Origin of the sequence: Bacillus sp. IBL03825 (assembly GCF_024712505.1) — a bacterium.
In the GTDB taxonomy this organism is placed as follows: Bacteria; Bacillota; Bacilli; order Bacillales; family Bacillaceae_G; genus Bacillus_A; species Bacillus_A wiedmannii.
Genome location: NZ_JAMXKE010000001.1, coordinates 5,265,858 through 5,282,895, shown reverse-complemented (window position 1 = coordinate 5,282,895; position 17,038 = coordinate 5,265,858). Strand labels below are relative to the sequence as shown.

The window sequence follows — 17,038 nt, the reverse complement described above, 5'->3', positions numbered from 1 at the left end:
TTATATTTTTCCGAATGTTCAAAAAACATTGTTTTTCAGATTTTTTACTCATATAATTTCATCTAAACACAATTTTTGAGGGGTGGACAGGATTATGAAAGAAATTCAAATTGGTTTATTAGGTCTTGGGACAGTTGGTAGCGGTGTAGTTCGTATCATTACAGATCATCAAGAGCGACTTATCCACCAAGTAGGTTGTCCTGTAAAAGTAACGAAAGTACTAGTACAAAATATTGAAAAAGAGAGAGAAGTAGAGGTACCTTCTACTCTATTAACACAATATGCAAATGAAATTTTAGATAATCCAAATATTGACGTTGTCATCGAAGTGATGGGTGGCATTGATGATGCAAAAGCATACATTTTGCAAGCCTTACAAAGTGGGAAGCATGTTGTGACTGCCAATAAAGATTTAATGGCGTTACATGGGGCGGAACTGTTAGCGGTAGCAAAAGATAATAAAGCAGATTTGTTTTATGAAGCGAGTGTAGCCGGAGGGATTCCGATTTTACGAAGTATCGTAGAAGGACTTTCTTCAGATCTTATTACGAAAGTAATGGGAATTGTAAATGGAACGACAAATTTTATTTTGACGAAAATGTCAGATGAAGGGAGAGCATATAACGACGTGTTAAAAGAAGCCCAACAACTTGGATTTGCAGAAGCAGATCCAACATCAGATGTGGAAGGTTTAGATGCAGCGAGAAAAATGACGATTTTGGCTACCCTTGGTTTTTCTACAAATGTAGAGCTTGGAGATGTAAAGGTAAAAGGGATTACTTCTATTACAGAAGAAGATATTGAATACAGTAAGAGTTTAGGATACACGATTAAATTAATCGGTCTTGCGAAGCGAGATGGTGAAAAATTAGAGGTGACAGTTGAACCGACACTACTTCCAAATACACATCCTCTTGCGGCTGTGCAAAACGAATATAACGCTGTATATGTGTATGGTGAAGCGGTCGGAGAAACGATGTTTTATGGGCCAGGTGCAGGAAGTTTACCGACAGCAACAGCTGTTGTTTCAGATTTAGTAGCTGTAATGCAAAATATTCGATTAGGTGTAAACGGAAATAGTGCGGTATCCCCGCAGTATAAAAAAGTATTAAAAGAGCCAGACGAAATTGTTGTGAAGAAATTTTTAAGACTTCATGTAAAAGATGAAATTGGTGTATTTGCAAAAATTACTTCATTATTCTCTGAGCGTGGCGTTAGCTTTGAAAAGATTATTCAAATGCCGCTTGAAGAGAAAGGGAAGGCTGAAATTGTAATCGTGACGCATCGTGCGTCTCTTGCTGATTATGATTATATTCTACATACGTTGCAAGGGTATGAAGAAATAGATTGTTTGAAAGCAAACTATCGAATTGAAGGGGATGCTAAGTAGTATCCCTTATCATAAAACAGAAAGAGCCTGTTAAGCAGCTTGCTTAACAGGCTCTTTTCTATTTAAAATCTGCGTACCAATTTGAATAAATGCTTGGATAATCCAGCCTGTTGTAAAGGATAAGATGATTGTTCCAAAATAGATAGGTCCATCTAATAAAAAACTTAATGTTAAAAATAAAAACGCTAATGAAATTTCTGTTCTTCTAAATGTCCATTTCTTTTTCTCAGCAACGGTTAAAACGAAAGCTTCTTGAGGTGCTGCGCAAAGGTTTGTAGAGACGTAAAGACCAATCCCAGCTCCAACGAATAGATTTCCGCAAATAAGTGTTATATATTTTGGAAGAGAACGGATAGTGTCCATAATAGTTGTAATGGAACCAATCCAATCAACAAAAAGAGAAATAAGAACCATCGTTACGATTGTACCAATTGTTATTTGTTTTTTATTCCAAAAGAGAACGATAAGGGTAAAAGCAAAATTAATCATGAAAATCCAAAAACCGATACTTACCCCGAAATTTTGATATAGTGCAATAAAGAAGGAATCATAAGGGCTAAGTCCAAAAGAAGTAATTGTCGTCATCATATTAATACCGATGGCGAGAATGAGTAGACCGCCAATGAAAAATATATATTCTAATTTGAATCGAAGCATAGTTGTATATCCTTTCAAAATGTATTTGCTAGGAAAGGATATATTGTGGAAAGCTTACCAGGTCAAGGGAGAATTTTTTCGAGAAGGGGAAAATGAGATGACGAATATAAGGAAGATTGCTGAACTTGCTGGAGTATCTGTTTCAACTGTTTCACGTGTATTGAATAATCATCCATATGTGAATGAACAGAAACGAAAAGAAATTTTAACAATTATAGAAGAATTAAATTATACGCAAAATGTGAATGCAATTCATTTAGTGAAAGGAAAAACGAATGTCATTGGTGTTTTATTACCGCACGTAAATGATCAATATTATAGCGCTATTATCGAGGGAATATCAAAGGAAACAGCAAAGAATAACTATAATATGATGCTTTGTCAGACGAATTATAGTGAGGAAAGAGAATTAGAAATTTTGAATATGTTAAAAATGAAAAAGCTTGATGGGGTTATTATATGTTCCCGAGTAAATAGTAAGGAAAAGCTTGAAGAATATACGAAATTTGGTCCAATTGTTATGTGTGAAGAAATAGACTCGAATTTCATTTCGAGTGTGCATATTGATTACTATAAAGTCTTTTCGCGCGGCATGAAGAGCTTAATAGATGCCGGCCATACAAGTATTGGGTATTGCATTGGAAGAAGTAATAGCATTAATAGTCAGAGAAGAAAACAAGCGTATGAGGATTCGCTTCAACAGATTGCTGTAACACCGATAGAGGCCTGGAAGTTTAAGGGCTGTTTTACAGTGGAAGATGGACGTAATGTAATCAGGGAATGGGTCTGTATGTCAGTGAAACCAACTGCGTTTCTTGTATCTTGCAACCATATTGCAGCGGGAATGGTAACGGAAGCAAAAAAACAAGGAATTCGTATTCCAGAAGATATTACGATTATCGGTTGTGATGATCAAGATGTCGCAGATATTTTAGGCATTACGACGATTTCGTATTCTAGTAAAAATGTTGGCGTGAAGGCATTTGAATTATTATATGAAAAGATTAATGATGAGAAAATAGATGTAAAGCACGTAGAGTTATTGCCAGAACTAGTACATAGGGAAACAACATAATAGATAAGGTGTGAAAATCGCTTTTCAAAATTGCGTTTGGTATAATTATGGACAATCTATGAGGGCTAAAAGGGGTTTTGATATGAGATCAAAAGTAGTAAAAGTAATTCTACTCATTACAATTGCATCTTTCTGTTTATTTGCATATGGCTTTGTTTCAGGTGTAAATGATGTGTTAAATCCGAAAGCTTCAAATTTAATTAAAAAGACCGATGTAGTGGCAAAAGAGAAAAAGAAAACGGGAACGTTACAAATCGTTAGTTTAGGTGATTCATTAACACGTGGTGTTGGTGATAAAGAAGGAATTGGCTATATTGGGCGTATGAAAGAGGATTTACAAAAAGATTATAAGCAAAAGGTTGCATTAACAAACTTAGCTGTTAGTGGTGCAAAAATGCCCGATCTATTAAAACAAATTGAGAGTAGTGGCGCTCAATATTCAATTAAGCAAGCAGATGTAATCGTTTTAACAATTGGAGGAAATGATTTATTTCCAGGTTGGGAATCGCTTGGAAAGATAGATTTAGAAACATACCGTCCTGATACGGCGACGTTCCAAAATGAAGCGAAGAAAATAATAGAAGAAATTCGTAAGTTAAATACAGGTAGCCCTATTTTTTGGCTTGGTTTATACAATCCTTTTGAAGATGTAGAAGATTTAAAAGGTTCTTCAAACATCGTTGTAGACTGGAATGCATCTTTAGAAAAATTAGCGCTAAATGATAAAAATGTGTATATTACACCGACATTTGATTTATTCCAAAATCGTGGGAAAGAATTATTATACTCCGATCATTTTCATCCGAATGAAGTAGGGTATACATATATGGCAGACCGATTAGTTCAAAATGTTGTGAGTAAATTAAAACTAGAACAAGGAGGGGTAAAATGACGACGATACTTTCCGTACGAGACGTGAAGAAGGTAATTGGAAAGAAGACAATTGTAGAGAATATTTCCTTCGATGTAAAACAAGGGGAAGTGTTTGGCTTCCTAGGGCCGAATGGTGCCGGAAAAACAACTACAATTCGAATGTTAGTTGGATTGATTAAAGAAACAGAAGGTACGATTTCTATCGGTGGTTATTCAATTAAGGAAAATTTCAGAGAAGCGATGCGTCAAATAGGGAGTATCGTTGAAAACCCAGAACTGTATACATATTTAACTGGATGGGAAAATTTAAAGCAATTTGCCCGTATGCTAGGTGATATATCAGATGAACGTATTATTGAAATTGCTCAAATGGTTCATTTAGATGAAAGAATTCACGATAAGGTAAAAACGTACTCACTTGGTATGAAACAGCGCCTCGGCATTGCGCAAGCGCTTCTTGGAAATCCAAAATTGCTCATATTAGATGAGCCGACAAATGGTTTAGACCCAGCTGGAATTAGAGAACTTAGGGAATTTATACATAAGCTTGTGAAAGAAGAAAATATGAGTGTGTTTATTTCAAGTCACTTGCTAAGTGAAGTACAAATGATATGCGATCGGGTTGCGATTATTCATAAAGGAAAAATGATAACAGTTGCCAAGATTGAGGATTTAATTAAAACAGCAAGTGATCGTGTAGAATGGATTGTTACACCGATTTCTAAAGCGAAAGATATGCTAGAAGATGCTAAGGAAGTAAGAGAAGTGAGTATAGAAGATAATCGATTACTATGCCGCATGGATATTGCATCTATAAGTAGTTGGAATAAAAACTTTGTAGAAAATGGGATAGATGTGCATAGCGTTAAGGAGCTTGTATTTACGCTAGAAGATTTATTTATTGAACTCACAAGGGGTGAGCAGCATGCGTGAATTTGCGAATCTAGTTTTAAATGAATCGGAGAAAATTTATCGTAAGAAACGTATTTTTGTTGTCATGCTTATTTTAGCAATCTTGATCCCACTTTTTGTGTATGCGCAGTATCGTGAAGTAGAAACGACACAAAAAAGGCTAGGTACAACGGATTGGAAAGTTTCGCTGCAACAACAAATTGTTGATTCTCAAAACCGCTTGAACAATTCTAGACTACCAGAAGAATGGCGTGATTGGCTAAAGATAAGAGTGGAGCAGCAACAATATTATTTAGATCATGATATTAACCCGATGGCACCGGGCGCACCCACTTTTGTAAGGGCGTTTATTGAGCAAGGAATTACATTGTTTATTCCGCTTCTTGTAATGATTGTAGCTATTGATATTGTTTCAGGAGAACGAAGTGATGGAACGATGAAGATGTTACTTACGCGGCCGATTCGGCGCTGGAAAATACTCCTTAGTAAGTACGTGACGATGTTATTTTTCATTTCACTCATACTGCTCCTTGTCGGTTTGTTTGCTTACGTATTATCAGGGCTTGTATTTGGATACTCAGGATGGAATTTACCCGTTTTAACTGGGTTTGTTATTGATAAGGAAACGTTAAATACGAATTTTGTACATCTTATTCCGCAGTGGCAATATATTTTGATGGCGTATGGATTAGCTTGGTTTGTTGCTATCGTTGTCGGAACTATATCATTTATGGTTTCCGTTTTAATTCGAAATACACCAGCTGGTATGGGCGTTATGTTAGCCGCACTAATTGCAGGTGGTATTTTAAGCTCATTCGCAACATCTTGGGAAGGTGCGAAATATATTTTTAGTGTGAATTTATCATTAACAGATTATCTATCAGGAAAATTACCTGCATTACAAGGGTTATCGATGGGGTTTTCTTTAATGAATTTAACTGTATGGGCCGTTGTGTCCCTTATTATTTCGTTTGTAGTATTTACAAAGCAGGATATGGTGAATTAATTGGACGGGAAGTGAAAGCATGAAAAATGTTTTAAAAAATGATTGGGGGCCATTATTGGCACTGGAATTTGAGAAAGAATACTATCGCAAACTAGCTGATTTTTTGAAAGAAGAGTACAGCACACATGTTGTTTATCCGAAAGTAGAAGATATTTTTAATGCTCTAGAATATACAAGTTATGAAAATGCAAAGGTCGTTATTTTAGGACAAGACCCATATCACGGACCGGATCAAGCGCATGGTTTAAGCTTTTCAGTACAACCTGGTATTAAAACGCCGCCGTCATTGCTAAATATGTATAAAGAACTTCGGGATGAATATGGTTATGAAATCCCGAATAACGGTTATTTAGTAAAGTGGGCAGAGCAAGGAGTTTTATTATTAAATACTGTACTAACAGTTCGACAAGGTGAAGCAAATTCTCATAAAGGGAAAGGATGGGAGCATTTCACAGATCGCGTAATTGAGCTATTAAATGAACGTGAAAAGCCGGTTATTTTCATATTGTGGGGACGCCATGCACAGGCGAAGAAAAAGTTAATTACGAATAAGAAGCACCATATTATCGAATCTGTACATCCAAGTCCACTATCAGCAAGACGTGGTTTCTTTGGTAGTAAACCATATTCTAAAGTAAATACGATTTTAGCTAATATGGGCGAGAGAGAAATTGATTGGGAAATTCCAAATCTATAAATAGAAAAGGTAGTTAACAGTCGTTAACTACCTTTTTGTTATTATTGTTGTTCGTTCTTTAATTTTGCATCTAGTACAAACGTACCGAATGGGATAATTGATGAAACGAATGCTCCAAGTGCCCATAAAATTGATTTACGGTGTACGATTGTTACTTGAATTACCGCAAAGATGAATAGAATAAATAAAACACCATGAGCCATGCCTGTAATTTTAACGGCTGTAGCAAATCCTGCAAAATATTTTAATGGCATTGCTACAAATAATAGTAGTAGGAAAGAAATCCCCTCAACAAGTCCAATTGCTCTTAATCGTCCGATTGGTGTAGATAACATGAAGTAGCCTCCTTTAATGTATGCTTGTATATAGTAAATTTGTATTCTTTTTCAAAATAAAATAGTCTATTTTGTTTCATTATATACAAAAAGAAAGTTTACACTACGAGAATAGTGCAAAGTTCAAAATATAGTCACAAAAGCGTGGTAATTTAAATAAAAACCTATTTGAAGTGTTTGACTTCAAATAGGTTTTGTGAATGAAAATATTAAACAAGTACTTCGTTTTTTAGTACAAATTTCTCTACGACTTTTGCAACGCCATCGTTCATATTTGTATCTGTTACGTAGTTGGCAATTTCCTTAATATCATCTGGTGCATTGCCCATTGCAACGCCAAGACCAGCAAATTCAATCATTGCTTGGTCGTTATAGCTATCGCCCATTGCGATAACTTCTTCACGCTTAATGCCAAGCTTTTGGATCAGTTTGTTTAAGCTCGTTCCTTTTGTAACACCGGCTTCAGTAAATTCTAAGAAGAATGGTTTCGAACGCATCACGCTTAATTGACCTTCTAGTTGTTGTTGTAGTTTCTTTTCTACTACAACAAGGCGTTCAGCTTCTTTATTCATTAATACTTTTACTACAGGCTCTTTAACAGCAGCTTTAAAGTCATCTACTACAACAATTGGCATACCAGTAATATCGCCCTCAATTTCAGTATAAGGATTATTTTCTTCCGTTACGATATCATCGCCCATATAAGTATGAATCCATACATCTTCAGTTTTACTAATTTCAAATAGGTTGTGAACGATTTCAGGAGATAGCGTACTACTAAAGATTTCTTCGTTTGTTTTACAGTTAATAATTTTTGCGCCATTAAAAGATAGAATGAAACTGCCGTATTCTTCTAAACGAAGTTCTTTCGCAACATTGCGCATACCAAACGTTGGACGCCCAGAAGCAAGTACAACTTTTACACCTTGCTCTTGTGCAGTCATTAGAGCCTCTTTCGTACGGGGTGAAATAGTATGGTCGTCACGTAATAAAGTATCATCTAAATCTAAAACAATCATTTTATAAGTCATATTGAAAATTCCTCTCTTTGTTGAAATAGAAATAAAGTTTTATGAAGATATTGGGGAATATATAGTAAGACATCGAACTTCTTTATGTGAAGTTAGGAAAAGTCCTATATTGTTAGTATAAATTACCATGAGCGTGTTGCCCACGATAATTTATACCGCTAACGCCTGATTAGCTTGCACTTTATCATTATCGTAACAACTCTAAAGGTAGAGTGCAATAATGGAAGTTTTCCAATTTACGATGGTTGTTTTTCTGTTGAACGAGAAAATAGTATTTCGAGCAAAATTGCCATTACAGATCCAAGAACGAGACCGTTACTTAAAAACGATGCTAAAAATGGTGGGAGCGTAGAAAATGCTTCTGCTGGAACAAACATAACCCCGACTCCTGTAAAGATCGAAAGACCCGCCACTTTAAATAATCGTTCTTTATCTTGTACTGTTTCGTATTCGCGAAAGGCAAGACCAATCATGCTTGCAAATACAGGATAAATGGCAGCATATCCGACTGCGACAGGTATCGCCGCAAAGAATGAAGTAATCTTTGGGAATATACTAACGAAAATAATAAAGCTTGAACCTAACATAAATGGGAGTCGTTTATAAATATTAGTCGTTGCAATAAATCCTGCTGATCCAGAAATCGCGACAGGTCCAATAGCTGAAAAAAGGCCTCCTAGCAATTGATTGATTCCTGTTATAATGCCGGCTTGTTTAAAACGATCTGGTGCTGCATTCTTTTCATACTTAGAGACAATCCTTTGCACAACGCGAATACTTGCTAACATATTTGTTAGAAGTAATAGTGTAACGAAAACGACTGTAATTGCCATGTTCCATTCAATACGAGGCATTCCGAAAACAAATAGAGACGGAAAACGGATTATATCTGTCACAGGCGTTACTGGATTTGATAATCCGAAGCATGCGAATAATATCCAGCCGCAGACGATACTGAAAAGAACGGAATATTGTCCAATAATAGGTAGCTTCATGATGAAAAAGGATAGTAAAATAACAATGAGTGAAAGAATAAATACGTCAGCTTGTACTTCTGTATGTTGTCCGTCAAGGCCGAACATTCCCTTTAAGAAGGACCCGCTAAGTTGCGCGACAAGAAGAAATAAATATGTTCCAATGACTGTCGGTGTAAAATAGCGAACTAGTTTATCGATGATTCCAAAAATGCTAAGAATAATACAAATGATACCACTTAATAGGAAAGCATACTGAAGGACTTTAAGCGTTTCATTGCTGGATCCAAATAATACGACACCTAAACTTGCATAAAGGGAGAAAATCCCCCACCAAAGTCCAGCAGGACCTTCTTGAATAGGAAGTTTATGCCCAAATATGGCTTGCAGTAGGCCAGCAAAGCCAAGAACAAATAATGTTCTTTGTACAAATGCAATAGCTTCAGCGCCATCGAGACCATAACTAGTTGCGACGCTAATTGGTACGATAAGGCTTCCAGCTAAAATAAATAGCGCCCATTGTAAGGCGGAAAGAAATGTTTTCATTATATCAACCTCTTTCATAGATTCCGTATCTAGTATATATGTATTTCATTTCCGCTGGCAAAGATTGTAGATAGAGAAAAGAGTTGAAACACGATATGAATGCACGTAAGCAATTATGGATAGCAGTTATATGTATGACCTTTGTTGTAATTCTAGGAACGGTAGGATTTATGACGATTGAAGAGATTAGTTTGTTTCAAGCATTTTGGATGACGATGATTACTGTATTAACTGTTGGATACGGAGATGCCGTTCCTGTAACACAGGCAGGAAAAGTTTTTGCGCTTCTTATCATACCGGTCGGGGTCGGTATCGTTACGTATGCAATTGGTGTAGTGGCAGCTATGATTATTGAAGGGAATTTATTTCATGCAGTGCGGAGGAAGAAGATGGATAAACAAATAGCGCAGTTACAAAATCATATTATCGTATGTGGTTGTGGTAGAGTAGGGCTTCAAGTTGTACATGAATTGCAAGAAAAGAAAATTCCATTTGTCGTTGTGGATAAAGATGAAAGCATATTAGAGAAGGAAAAACTTTTGTATATACACGGAGATGCAACGGAAGACCAAGTGTTACATCATGCTGGAATTTCAAAGGCAGCTGGTTTAGTTGCCATCGTAGCAAATGATGCTGAAAATGTATTTATTACATTAACGGCTAGAGGATTAAACGATGCAATTAAAATTGTGGCAAGAGCAGAAAAACCAGAAACTGAAGACAAATTAAAGCGGGCTGGGGCGAATAAGGTGATTAATCCATCTAGCATGGCAGGAATTCATATTGCAAAAGGTATTGCGAATCCGCTAACAGTTCATTATATTGATACAGTACTGTATGGCGTGGAGCAGTCATTTGTAATTGAAGAGATTGCAGTAGGAAAGGGCTCTATTTTAGCTAGTAAATCATTACTCGAGAGTGATGTGAGAAATCAATTTGATGTAACAATTTTAGCGATTTTGAGAAATGGGAATGTTATACATAATCCAACGGGGCAGGAAAAACTACAAGAACATGATATGATAATAGTGTTTGGTTCAGTAGAGAAGCTAGGACAATTTGAGAAAGAACTACAAAGTAAGAGGTGACAAGGAATGCAAATATCGAGCGATAAGATTTTAAATAAAATGGCGAATGAAATTGCAAAGGCAAAAAGCAGTGAAGGGCAACAATCAAAAGCGCATTTATTAGTTGTGCGAGCGTTATGTGATTTATTATTAGATGAACAAGCTGAGCCTTCTATGTATAGAGAACCTGAGATTCCATCACAAGTAATTGGATCTCAGCCTATGACGACAGTTCAACCAGTTATGCCGGTTTCTGGAGAACCTGTTTATATAAAAGAAGAAGGCGCAAACGGTAATTCTTTATTTGATTTTTAGAAGATAAATCGTTTGGCTTATATGAAAAAATTGCTTATGATAAAGGTAAAAAAAGGGGAATTAAGATGAAAATTTTCTTTTTACTAGGTTGTATTGCGGCAGGGCTATCTGTTGCGCTAGGGGCTTTTGGAGCACACGGTTTAGAAAATAAAGTTTCTGCAAAAATGTTAGAAGTTTGGAAAACAGGCGTTACATATCAAATGTTTCATGCAGGTGGACTATTCGTAGTTGCTTTATTAATGGATAAAATTCAATCATCACTTTTAACTACTGCTGGCTGGCTTATGGTAGCTGGGATTATTATGTTTTCAGGTAGTTTGTATGCATTAAGTACGACAGGTATTAAGTTCTTTGGCCCAATTACACCTCTTGGTGGTGTAGCGTTTATCGTGGCATGGATCTTAGTCGGAACTGCAGTTGTAAAAGGGTTATAAAAAACAAAAGCTGGCATATGCCAGCTTTTTTTTATGGTCTTGGAGCATAAGTTGCTTGTTGACTAGGTAAATACGTAATTTCTTCTGGGAATTCTACATAATCTAAGTAAATCATTAATAGTAAATAGCGTTTCCCAGATTGGGGCTCACTAATTACGATATGGTCACGGCCAGCTGCCTCAATAATACCTGTATAAGATTGTGTACCGAGTGAACTACCACGCTCATAAGTCATTACAACGGTGGCTTGCTTGCCTTTGTTCAAGCGAAGAATATTTTCAATATACGACTGTTCTAATGGTAACATGCCTTGAGAAACGGCATATTGAGCTTGCGCAGCTTGTTGTTGCATCGCTTGCTGTTGTTGCTGTTGTTGTTGGGTCATTTGTTGCGGTTGTACATAAGTTCCAGATGGTTGATAGAAACCTGTTCCGTAATACGGGTTTTGTTGCTGTGCCATCCAAAAATCCCTCCTCATTATCAATCCTTAATATACGCCAGGACAATCCTCGCCAGATGGCTGGAAGAAGCAGTGCTTTTTGAAGCGACCAGAGTTTTGTTGATTATACCAAGTTGGTGGACAAGGGCCTTCCGGTCTAAAAAACCATAAGGAAAAGTTGGCGGGCCAAAAACGTTGTCCTTGAATCGTTCGCCTTGCTAATGCGATATCTTGTTCTCTTGCACGCTGATAAAAATACCCTTTTTGCGTTGCTTCAAAACCGCCAGGATTTTGATAAACCATTTGACGTAAATTACGTATTTTTTTAAAATCTAAACAATTTCCGCGGACACGATTTACTCCTACGTTTCCGACCATTAACATTCCTTGTTGTCCTTCTCCTTCGGCTTCAGCACGCATCAGTCTAGCTAATAACTTTACATCTTCTTCGTTATAAGCAATAACACCCATTATGTGTCACCTCTCTTTTTGGAATACCTTGTGGAAAGAGGTTTATTTCTAGATGAAGTGTGTAACGATTACTAGTTCATACGTATGAGAAAAAGGACTCAGATATGACAACCAAACGAAGTTTTACATGGAGAGAGGAAAATAAAAAAAGCTAGCGTGAGCTAGCTTTCCATCATTAAAATACTTTAGACCATAAGTTTGAGAAGAAATCTCCGATAGAGCGCATTGTTAATACGAACCAATTTGCCTTTTCAACTTCTTCTGTCGTTTTTGCAGTAACTTTCATGTTTTTATTTCCATCTAAAAATCCATATTTATCAGTTGGTTCTAGAACGATGGAACCTACCTTTGCATCCTTTTTAACAGGAGCGACTAAATGTCCATCTTCAGCAAGGGATTTATCTACTTCAGTCCCAATTTTATAAGGATCTTTGCTACCTTTTTTCGCAATTACTGTTATTTCTTTTTCAGGTGCAATAGTTACTTGATCTTCTTTACCTTTTACTACAGAGATTGTGTTGTTTTTATCTACTTTTAATTTTTGTTTTTCAAAGTTATTAAATCCATATTCAATTAATGCACGAGATTCAGTGAAACGCTCGTCCATTGATTTTGTTTTAATAATTACTGAAATAAGGCGTAAGTCACCACGTTTTGCTGTAATGGTGAATCCGTATCCAGCCGTATCAGAACTACCAGTTTTTAAACCATCTGTTCCTTCATAAGAAAAAGCAGCACCTGGTAACATCCAGTTCCAGTTTTCCATACGAATTGGTTTCGGATGATTATCTGGGAAGTTTCTAAATCTTTGTTTTGTATCCTCTAGCATTTCTGGATACTTTGTAATCATTGCTTTTGAAAGCATACCCATATCGCGAGCTGACATGGAATTTTCTCCATTCGGATCCGTTCCCTCAGGGTGTTTTCCCTTTAAGTCAGCGTTATTTAATCCAGTAGCGTTTACAAATTTATATTTCTTTAACCCTAGTTTTTTTGCATGTTCATTTGCAAGATTTAAGAAGTTTTTCTCACTTCCTGCAAGAAGTTCTGCTAAGGCAATACTAGATCCGTTTGCAGAGAAGATAACGATAGAATGATATAATTCTCTTACAGTATATTGACGTCCCTTTTCAAACGGAACGTTAGAGAATTCATTATTACGTGAAACTTCATAAGCGTAATCAGAAATGTTTACCTTTGTATCCCAAGTGATTTTTCCTTCTTTAATTGCTTCTAATACAGCATAAACAACAATTAGTTTTGACATACTAGCGATAGCTAGTAATTCATCTGGATTTTGTTCATGCAGTATTTTTCCTGTATCTGCATCAAATAGAAGTGCAGCAGCTGCCTCAATGTGTATTTTTTCTTCCGCATGGGATGTTGTTACTCCTAAGGAAGAAATTGACAATAAAAGCACTAGTAAAATAGACAAGATTTTCTTCATATAGATTATCACCTTCGCATCGTTATTAGCATGTAGCTCGTACCATTTTAGCATAAATTTGGATATAGAAAGGTTACAATTTTGTAAGGGATTTGAAAGGAATTTGTCGATTTTTGTTCAAATTTGCGGAGAAAAGAAGTTTTTTGAAGAGAAATATAGAGGGTAATAAAAAAAAGGAACGAATTTCGTTCCTTTTTCACGATTTGCCCCGCTATTTGCCGGGCAGTAAGATCCCCACCTCAAAATTAAGCGAAAGCAAAGAAGTTAGGTGGGCGATCAACTGCTCGTAAAAGCCCGATTGGTGAGGGCTGATTAAAGTTTCACTTTATATGTGTAAAAATTTCTCTACCTTTTCGTCTGGTAAAATGTTTCCAACGAAAAATGTTCCGAATTCACCATAACGAGCACTTACTTCATCGAAGCGCATTTCATATATAAGTTTTTTAAATTGAAGAACATCGTCAGCGAATAATGTTACGCCCCACTCAAAATCGTCGAATCCAACTGATCCTGAAATAACTTGGCGTACTTTACCTGCGTACTGGCGACCGATTTTACTATGACTGTACATCATTTTTTTGCGTTCTTCCATAGGAAGCATGTACCAGTTGTCATCACCTTGGCGACGCTTGTCCATTGGGTAGAAGCAAATGTGATTTGCTTTTGGTAGTTCTGGATATAAGCGAGCTAAGATTTGTGGGTTTTGATATGGATCTTCATCAGCTGGAAGGTAGTTGCTTAGTTCAACAACAGATACGTAAGAGTATGCAGGAACCATATATTCAGCTAATGTTGTTTTATTCAATTCTGTCTCAATTTCATTCAACTCTTCCATTGTTGGACGTAAAATCATAAGCATGATATCAGCTTTTTGGCCAACAACTGTATACATTGCATGACTACCTTTTTTCCCGGTAGCTACTTCATTCCATTTTTCAACGACATTTAAAAATTCAGACACAGCTTGTCCGCGTTCGTCGCTAGATAATGTTTTCCATGCAGCCCAATCAATAGAACGTAAATCATGTAAACAATACCAGCCATCTAACGTTGTTGTTGCTTCACTCATTCTATTCACCTCAGTTAATGATAGTTTTACACGTTAACTATAGCATATATAGTTTTAAAATCATCTATATAAAGCCTTAGCGCATAAAATTGTCACATTTAAATTTACTTGAAAATAGGAGAAGATAAGGCTTAAAGGGGATTTATTTCTAGGCTGAATTTTATGAAAATATAATCATTTTCATTTTATCTATTTTTTGGGAGCTATAAGTTTAAAATATAGAGGAAAAGCAGTATTCTTAAAGATAGAGTTTTTTAACATATGTAGGAGGGTTTATTCGTGAGCAACTTATTTACAACAGTAAAAGAAAAAGTTCAAGGAAAAGGCATTTCTATCGTACTTCCTGAAGGAACTGATGAAAGAATTTTAGGCGCTGCAGAGCGTTTAGCAAAAGAAGAGTTAGTACAACCAATTTTAGTTGGTAATAAAGAAGAAATTAGCGCAAAAGCTGCTAGCATGAATTTAACATTAGCAGGCGTTGATATTTATGACCCAGCTACATACGAAGAAATGGATGCAATGGTAGCATCTTTCGTTGAACGCCGTAAAGGTAAAGCAACTGAAGAAGACGCTCGTAAAATCCTTAAAGACGAAAACTACTTCGGTACAATGCTTGTATACATGGGTAAAGCACACGGCTTAGTAAGTGGTGCAGCTCACTCTACAGCTGATACAGTTCGTCCAGCACTTCAAATTATCAAAACAAAACCAGGCGTTACAAAAACTTCTGGCGTATTCATCATGGTACGTGAAGAAGAGAAATATGTATTCGCTGATTGCGCAATTAACATTGCACCAAACAGCCAAGATTTAGCTGAAATTGGTATCGAGAGTGCGAAAACTGCTGAACTATTCGGTATTGATCCACGCGTTGCTATGTTAAGCTTCTCTACAAAAGGTTCTGCGAAATCTCCAGAAACAGAAAAAGTTGTAGAAGCAACTCGCATTGCGAAAGAAATGGCTCCTGAATTAACTTTAGATGGAGAATTCCAATTCGATGCTGCATTCGTACCGTCTGTAGCTGAGAAAAAAGCTCCAGGTTCTACAATTAAAGGTGATGCTAACGTATTCGTATTCCCAAGCTTAGAAGCTGGTAATATTGGCTACAAAATCGCTCAACGTTTAGGTAACTTCGAAGCAGTAGGACCAATCTTACAAGGTTTAAATATGCCTGTAAATGATCTATCTCGCGGATGTAACGAAGAAGAAGTGTACAAGTTAGCTTTAATTACAGCAGCTCAAGCACTTTAATTCTATAATGAATTGAAATAAAGACCGTCGCTATTATAGCGACGGTCTTTATTTTTCTAAGCCAAGTGCTTTATTGTTACGATCAATAATACGTTGTAAATTCGTCTCATATAAAGGTATTTCATCTATTGTTAATTGAGATGGTGTTAACTTTGGAGCGAATTGCTGCAATGTTTTTAAAAGGCGCATCATTAAATCTTGTACTGTAATGGTTTCGCCAAGTAATTCTGAAAGTGAAGCCATCGTACTCGGTACAATTTCAGGATACGTAAAGCGTGTTTCTTCTCCTTGAATGGCTAGGTTGTAGAAATCACGAACGAGTGCGGCACGCTCAGAGCCACTTCCTGTAGCGCAGAGATAAATTTGGACAGCGACACCACCGCGAATACGGCGCTGTGAAATGCCAGCAAATTTTTGATTGCGAATACTTAAGTCATAGCTACCAGGACAGTAAGAACCAACAATTTCTTTTGCCTCGATTGTAACATCGTAATCGTTTAACATTTCCTTAATTAAATGCCACATTGTATCGTATCCAAGATCAATATCGATACCTTTTTCGGTCTCTTGGAATAAAAGTGATACGTTTAAAACACCTTCATCAAGTACGACTGCAAGTCCACCGGAATTACGAACGATAACATTGAAGTTGTTTTCTTGTAAAAAGGAAATACCTTCTTCCAAGTGTGGTAGGCGTGAATCTTGAATGCCAAGAACAATTGTATTGTGATGAACCCAAGAACGCATTGTTGCAGCTGATTGACCATTTCCAATGCTTATGCACAGTGTGTCATCCATTGCGAATGACTGCAATGCATGGAATGTTGGTCCCAAACTAGACTGATCTACAATACGCCACTCTGGCTGAGATAAAATGGAACGGGAATTGCTCATATAACTAACCCCTTATCTTTAAAATGACAATCTCTATTATAGCAAAAAATGTAGAAAGTAGTTTTAGGAAGAAATCTTACTAAATTGTAATATTGTTGTAAGGAAAGTGAATTGGTTAAACGAGCTGCAATAGTTAAACTAAGAGATGCAATTAT

The 17,038-nt window shown here is 36.4% G+C and carries 19 protein-coding genes; 10 read left to right on the top strand and 9 right to left on the bottom strand.

Going from position 1 to position 17,038, the window contains the following annotated elements; translation table 11 throughout:
- Positions 1-94: 94 nt before the first annotated feature.
- A complete protein-coding gene (locus NHG49_RS27265; protein ID WP_064476055.1) occupies positions 95-1,390 on the top strand; it encodes a homoserine dehydrogenase in 1,296 nt (431 codons plus the stop codon).
- 30 nt (positions 1,391-1,420) lie between these two features.
- On the opposite strand, the gene NHG49_RS27260 is transcribed toward NHG49_RS27265, so the two are convergent.
- Positions 1,421-2,047, bottom strand: coding sequence for a YczE/YyaS/YitT family protein (locus NHG49_RS27260; RefSeq protein WP_064476056.1), 627 nt, complete (start codon positions 2,045-2,047; stop codon positions 1,421-1,423).
- A 97-nt stretch (positions 2,048-2,144) separates the two neighbouring features.
- Here NHG49_RS27260 and NHG49_RS27255 point away from each other — a divergent pair, with 97 nt between their 5' ends.
- The 5 genes from NHG49_RS27255 to NHG49_RS27235 are packed head-to-tail and all read left to right on the top strand — an operon-like array spanning position 2,145 to position 6,610.
- Positions 2,145-3,122, top strand: coding sequence for a LacI family DNA-binding transcriptional regulator (locus NHG49_RS27255; RefSeq protein ID WP_064476057.1), 978 nt, complete (start codon positions 2,145-2,147; stop codon positions 3,120-3,122).
- A 10-nt stretch (positions 3,123-3,132) separates the two neighbouring features.
- A complete protein-coding gene (locus NHG49_RS27250) occupies positions 3,133-4,014 on the top strand; it encodes an SGNH/GDSL hydrolase family protein (RefSeq protein ID WP_141525220.1) in 882 nt (293 codons plus the stop codon).
- Positions 4,011-4,928, top strand: a complete 918-nt coding sequence (locus NHG49_RS27245; RefSeq protein ID WP_088047717.1) for an ABC transporter ATP-binding protein — start codon at positions 4,011-4,013, stop codon at positions 4,926-4,928. The genes NHG49_RS27250 and NHG49_RS27245 overlap by 4 nt, the downstream gene beginning before the upstream one ends.
- Positions 4,921-5,913: an ABC transporter permease subunit gene (locus NHG49_RS27240; RefSeq protein ID WP_258126781.1), complete on the top strand. Its 993-nt coding sequence runs from the start codon at positions 4,921-4,923 to the stop codon at positions 5,911-5,913. Before NHG49_RS27245 ends, NHG49_RS27240 begins: the two co-directional genes overlap by 8 nt.
- 19 nt (positions 5,914-5,932) lie before the next feature.
- Positions 5,933-6,610, top strand: coding sequence for a uracil-DNA glycosylase (locus NHG49_RS27235; protein ID WP_064476060.1), 678 nt, complete (start codon positions 5,933-5,935; stop codon positions 6,608-6,610).
- A gap of 41 nt (positions 6,611-6,651) precedes the next feature.
- Here NHG49_RS27235 and NHG49_RS27230 read toward each other — a convergent pair whose 3' ends face one another.
- From NHG49_RS27230 to NHG49_RS27220, 3 genes are all read right to left on the bottom strand, one after another.
- Positions 6,652-6,945 carry a DUF3817 domain-containing protein gene (locus NHG49_RS27230; protein WP_048542756.1) on the bottom strand — a complete coding sequence of 98 codons (294 nt, stop codon included), beginning with the start codon at positions 6,943-6,945 and terminating at the stop codon, positions 6,652-6,654.
- A gap of 209 nt (positions 6,946-7,154) precedes the next feature.
- Positions 7,155-7,976: a Cof-type HAD-IIB family hydrolase gene (locus NHG49_RS27225; protein ID WP_088313698.1), complete on the bottom strand. Its 822-nt coding sequence runs from the start codon at positions 7,974-7,976 to the stop codon at positions 7,155-7,157.
- 236 nt (positions 7,977-8,212) lie between these two features.
- Entirely contained in the window at positions 8,213-9,496 is a 1,284-nt protein-coding gene (locus NHG49_RS27220; protein ID WP_142313278.1) for a purine/pyrimidine permease, read from the bottom strand.
- 95 nt (positions 9,497-9,591) lie between these two features.
- On the opposite strand from NHG49_RS27220, the gene NHG49_RS27215 reads away from it, so the two are divergent.
- The 3 genes from NHG49_RS27215 (at position 9,592) to NHG49_RS27205 (ending at position 11,312) form a co-directional block, all read left to right on the top strand.
- The gene (locus NHG49_RS27215; RefSeq protein ID WP_064476063.1) at positions 9,592-10,584 is read left to right on the top strand and encodes a potassium channel family protein; all 993 of its coding nucleotides are present in this window, start codon (positions 9,592-9,594) and stop codon (positions 10,582-10,584) included.
- Between the two features lie 6 nt (positions 10,585-10,590).
- The gene (locus NHG49_RS27210; RefSeq protein WP_001167358.1) at positions 10,591-10,878 is read left to right on the top strand and encodes a YwdI family protein; all 288 of its coding nucleotides are present in this window, start codon (positions 10,591-10,593) and stop codon (positions 10,876-10,878) included.
- A gap of 65 nt (positions 10,879-10,943) precedes the next feature.
- Entirely contained in the window at positions 10,944-11,312 is a 369-nt protein-coding gene (locus NHG49_RS27205) for a DUF423 domain-containing protein (protein WP_000688322.1), read from the top strand.
- Between the two features lie 31 nt (positions 11,313-11,343).
- Here the strand turns inward: NHG49_RS27205 and gerQ are convergent, their stop codons facing one another.
- The 4 genes from gerQ to hemQ all read right to left on the bottom strand — a co-directional run bounded on the left by gerQ (position 11,344) and on the right by hemQ (position 14,738).
- Positions 11,344-11,772 (bottom strand): spore coat protein GerQ, encoded by a 429-nt coding sequence (gene gerQ, locus NHG49_RS27200; protein ID WP_064476065.1) that lies wholly within the window; start codon positions 11,770-11,772, stop codon positions 11,344-11,346.
- 27 nt (positions 11,773-11,799) lie between these two features.
- A complete protein-coding gene (gene cwlJ / locus NHG49_RS27195) occupies positions 11,800-12,222 on the bottom strand; it encodes a cell wall hydrolase CwlJ (protein WP_000538163.1) in 423 nt (140 codons plus the stop codon).
- 175 nt (positions 12,223-12,397) lie between these two features.
- A complete protein-coding gene (locus NHG49_RS27190) occupies positions 12,398-13,669 on the bottom strand; it encodes a serine hydrolase (RefSeq protein WP_088047718.1) in 1,272 nt (423 codons plus the stop codon).
- A 325-nt stretch (positions 13,670-13,994) separates the two neighbouring features.
- Positions 13,995-14,738 (bottom strand): hydrogen peroxide-dependent heme synthase, encoded by a 744-nt coding sequence (hemQ, locus tag NHG49_RS27185; RefSeq protein ID WP_088047719.1) that lies wholly within the window; start codon positions 14,736-14,738, stop codon positions 13,995-13,997.
- Between the two features lie 279 nt (positions 14,739-15,017).
- On the opposite strand from hemQ, the gene pta reads away from it, so the two are divergent.
- Complete coding sequence (gene pta / locus NHG49_RS27180) at positions 15,018-15,989, top strand: phosphate acetyltransferase (protein WP_000067226.1); 972 nt, start codon at positions 15,018-15,020, stop codon at positions 15,987-15,989.
- Between the two features lie 48 nt (positions 15,990-16,037).
- Here the strand turns inward: pta and lipL are convergent, their stop codons facing one another.
- Complete coding sequence (lipL, locus tag NHG49_RS27175; protein WP_088047720.1) at positions 16,038-16,883, bottom strand: octanoyl-[GcvH]:protein N-octanoyltransferase; 846 nt, start codon at positions 16,881-16,883, stop codon at positions 16,038-16,040.
- Positions 16,884-17,038 lie beyond the last annotated feature (155 nt).

Excerpts from the sequence above, each read along its gene's own strand:
- NHG49_RS27265 (WP_064476055.1), top strand. The coding sequence starts at position 95 with ATGAAAGAAATTCAAATTGGTTTATTAGGTCTTGGGACAGTTGGTAGC.
- NHG49_RS27260 (WP_064476056.1), bottom strand. The coding sequence starts at position 2,047 with ATGCTTCGATTCAAATTAGAATATATATTTTTCATTGGCGGTCTACTC.
- NHG49_RS27255 (WP_064476057.1), top strand. The coding sequence starts at position 2,145 with ATGACGAATATAAGGAAGATTGCTGAACTTGCTGGAGTATCTGTTTCA.
- NHG49_RS27245 (WP_088047717.1), top strand. The coding sequence starts at position 4,011 with ATGACGACGATACTTTCCGTACGAGACGTGAAGAAGGTAATTGGAAAG.
- NHG49_RS27240 (WP_258126781.1), top strand. The coding sequence starts at position 4,921 with ATGCGTGAATTTGCGAATCTAGTTTTAAATGAATCGGAGAAAATTTAT.
- NHG49_RS27235 (WP_064476060.1), top strand. The coding sequence starts at position 5,933 with ATGAAAAATGTTTTAAAAAATGATTGGGGGCCATTATTGGCACTGGAA.
- NHG49_RS27230 (WP_048542756.1), bottom strand. The coding sequence starts at position 6,945 with ATGTTATCTACACCAATCGGACGATTAAGAGCAATTGGACTTGTTGAG.
- NHG49_RS27225 (WP_088313698.1), bottom strand. The coding sequence starts at position 7,976 with ATGACTTATAAAATGATTGTTTTAGATTTAGATGATACTTTATTACGT.
- NHG49_RS27220 (WP_142313278.1), bottom strand. The coding sequence starts at position 9,496 with ATGAAAACATTTCTTTCCGCCTTACAATGGGCGCTATTTATTTTAGCT.
- NHG49_RS27215 (WP_064476063.1), top strand. The coding sequence starts at position 9,592 with ATGAATGCACGTAAGCAATTATGGATAGCAGTTATATGTATGACCTTT.
- NHG49_RS27210 (WP_001167358.1), top strand. The coding sequence starts at position 10,591 with ATGCAAATATCGAGCGATAAGATTTTAAATAAAATGGCGAATGAAATT.
- NHG49_RS27205 (WP_000688322.1), top strand. The coding sequence starts at position 10,944 with ATGAAAATTTTCTTTTTACTAGGTTGTATTGCGGCAGGGCTATCTGTT.
- gerQ (WP_064476065.1), bottom strand. The coding sequence starts at position 11,772 with ATGGCACAGCAACAAAACCCGTATTACGGAACAGGTTTCTATCAACCA.
- cwlJ (WP_000538163.1), bottom strand. The coding sequence starts at position 12,222 with ATGGGTGTTATTGCTTATAACGAAGAAGATGTAAAGTTATTAGCTAGA.
- NHG49_RS27190 (WP_088047718.1), bottom strand. The coding sequence starts at position 13,669 with ATGAAGAAAATCTTGTCTATTTTACTAGTGCTTTTATTGTCAATTTCT.
- hemQ (WP_088047719.1), bottom strand. The coding sequence starts at position 14,738 with ATGAGTGAAGCAACAACAACGTTAGATGGCTGGTATTGTTTACATGAT.
- lipL (WP_088047720.1), bottom strand. The coding sequence starts at position 16,883 with ATGAGCAATTCCCGTTCCATTTTATCTCAGCCAGAGTGGCGTATTGTA.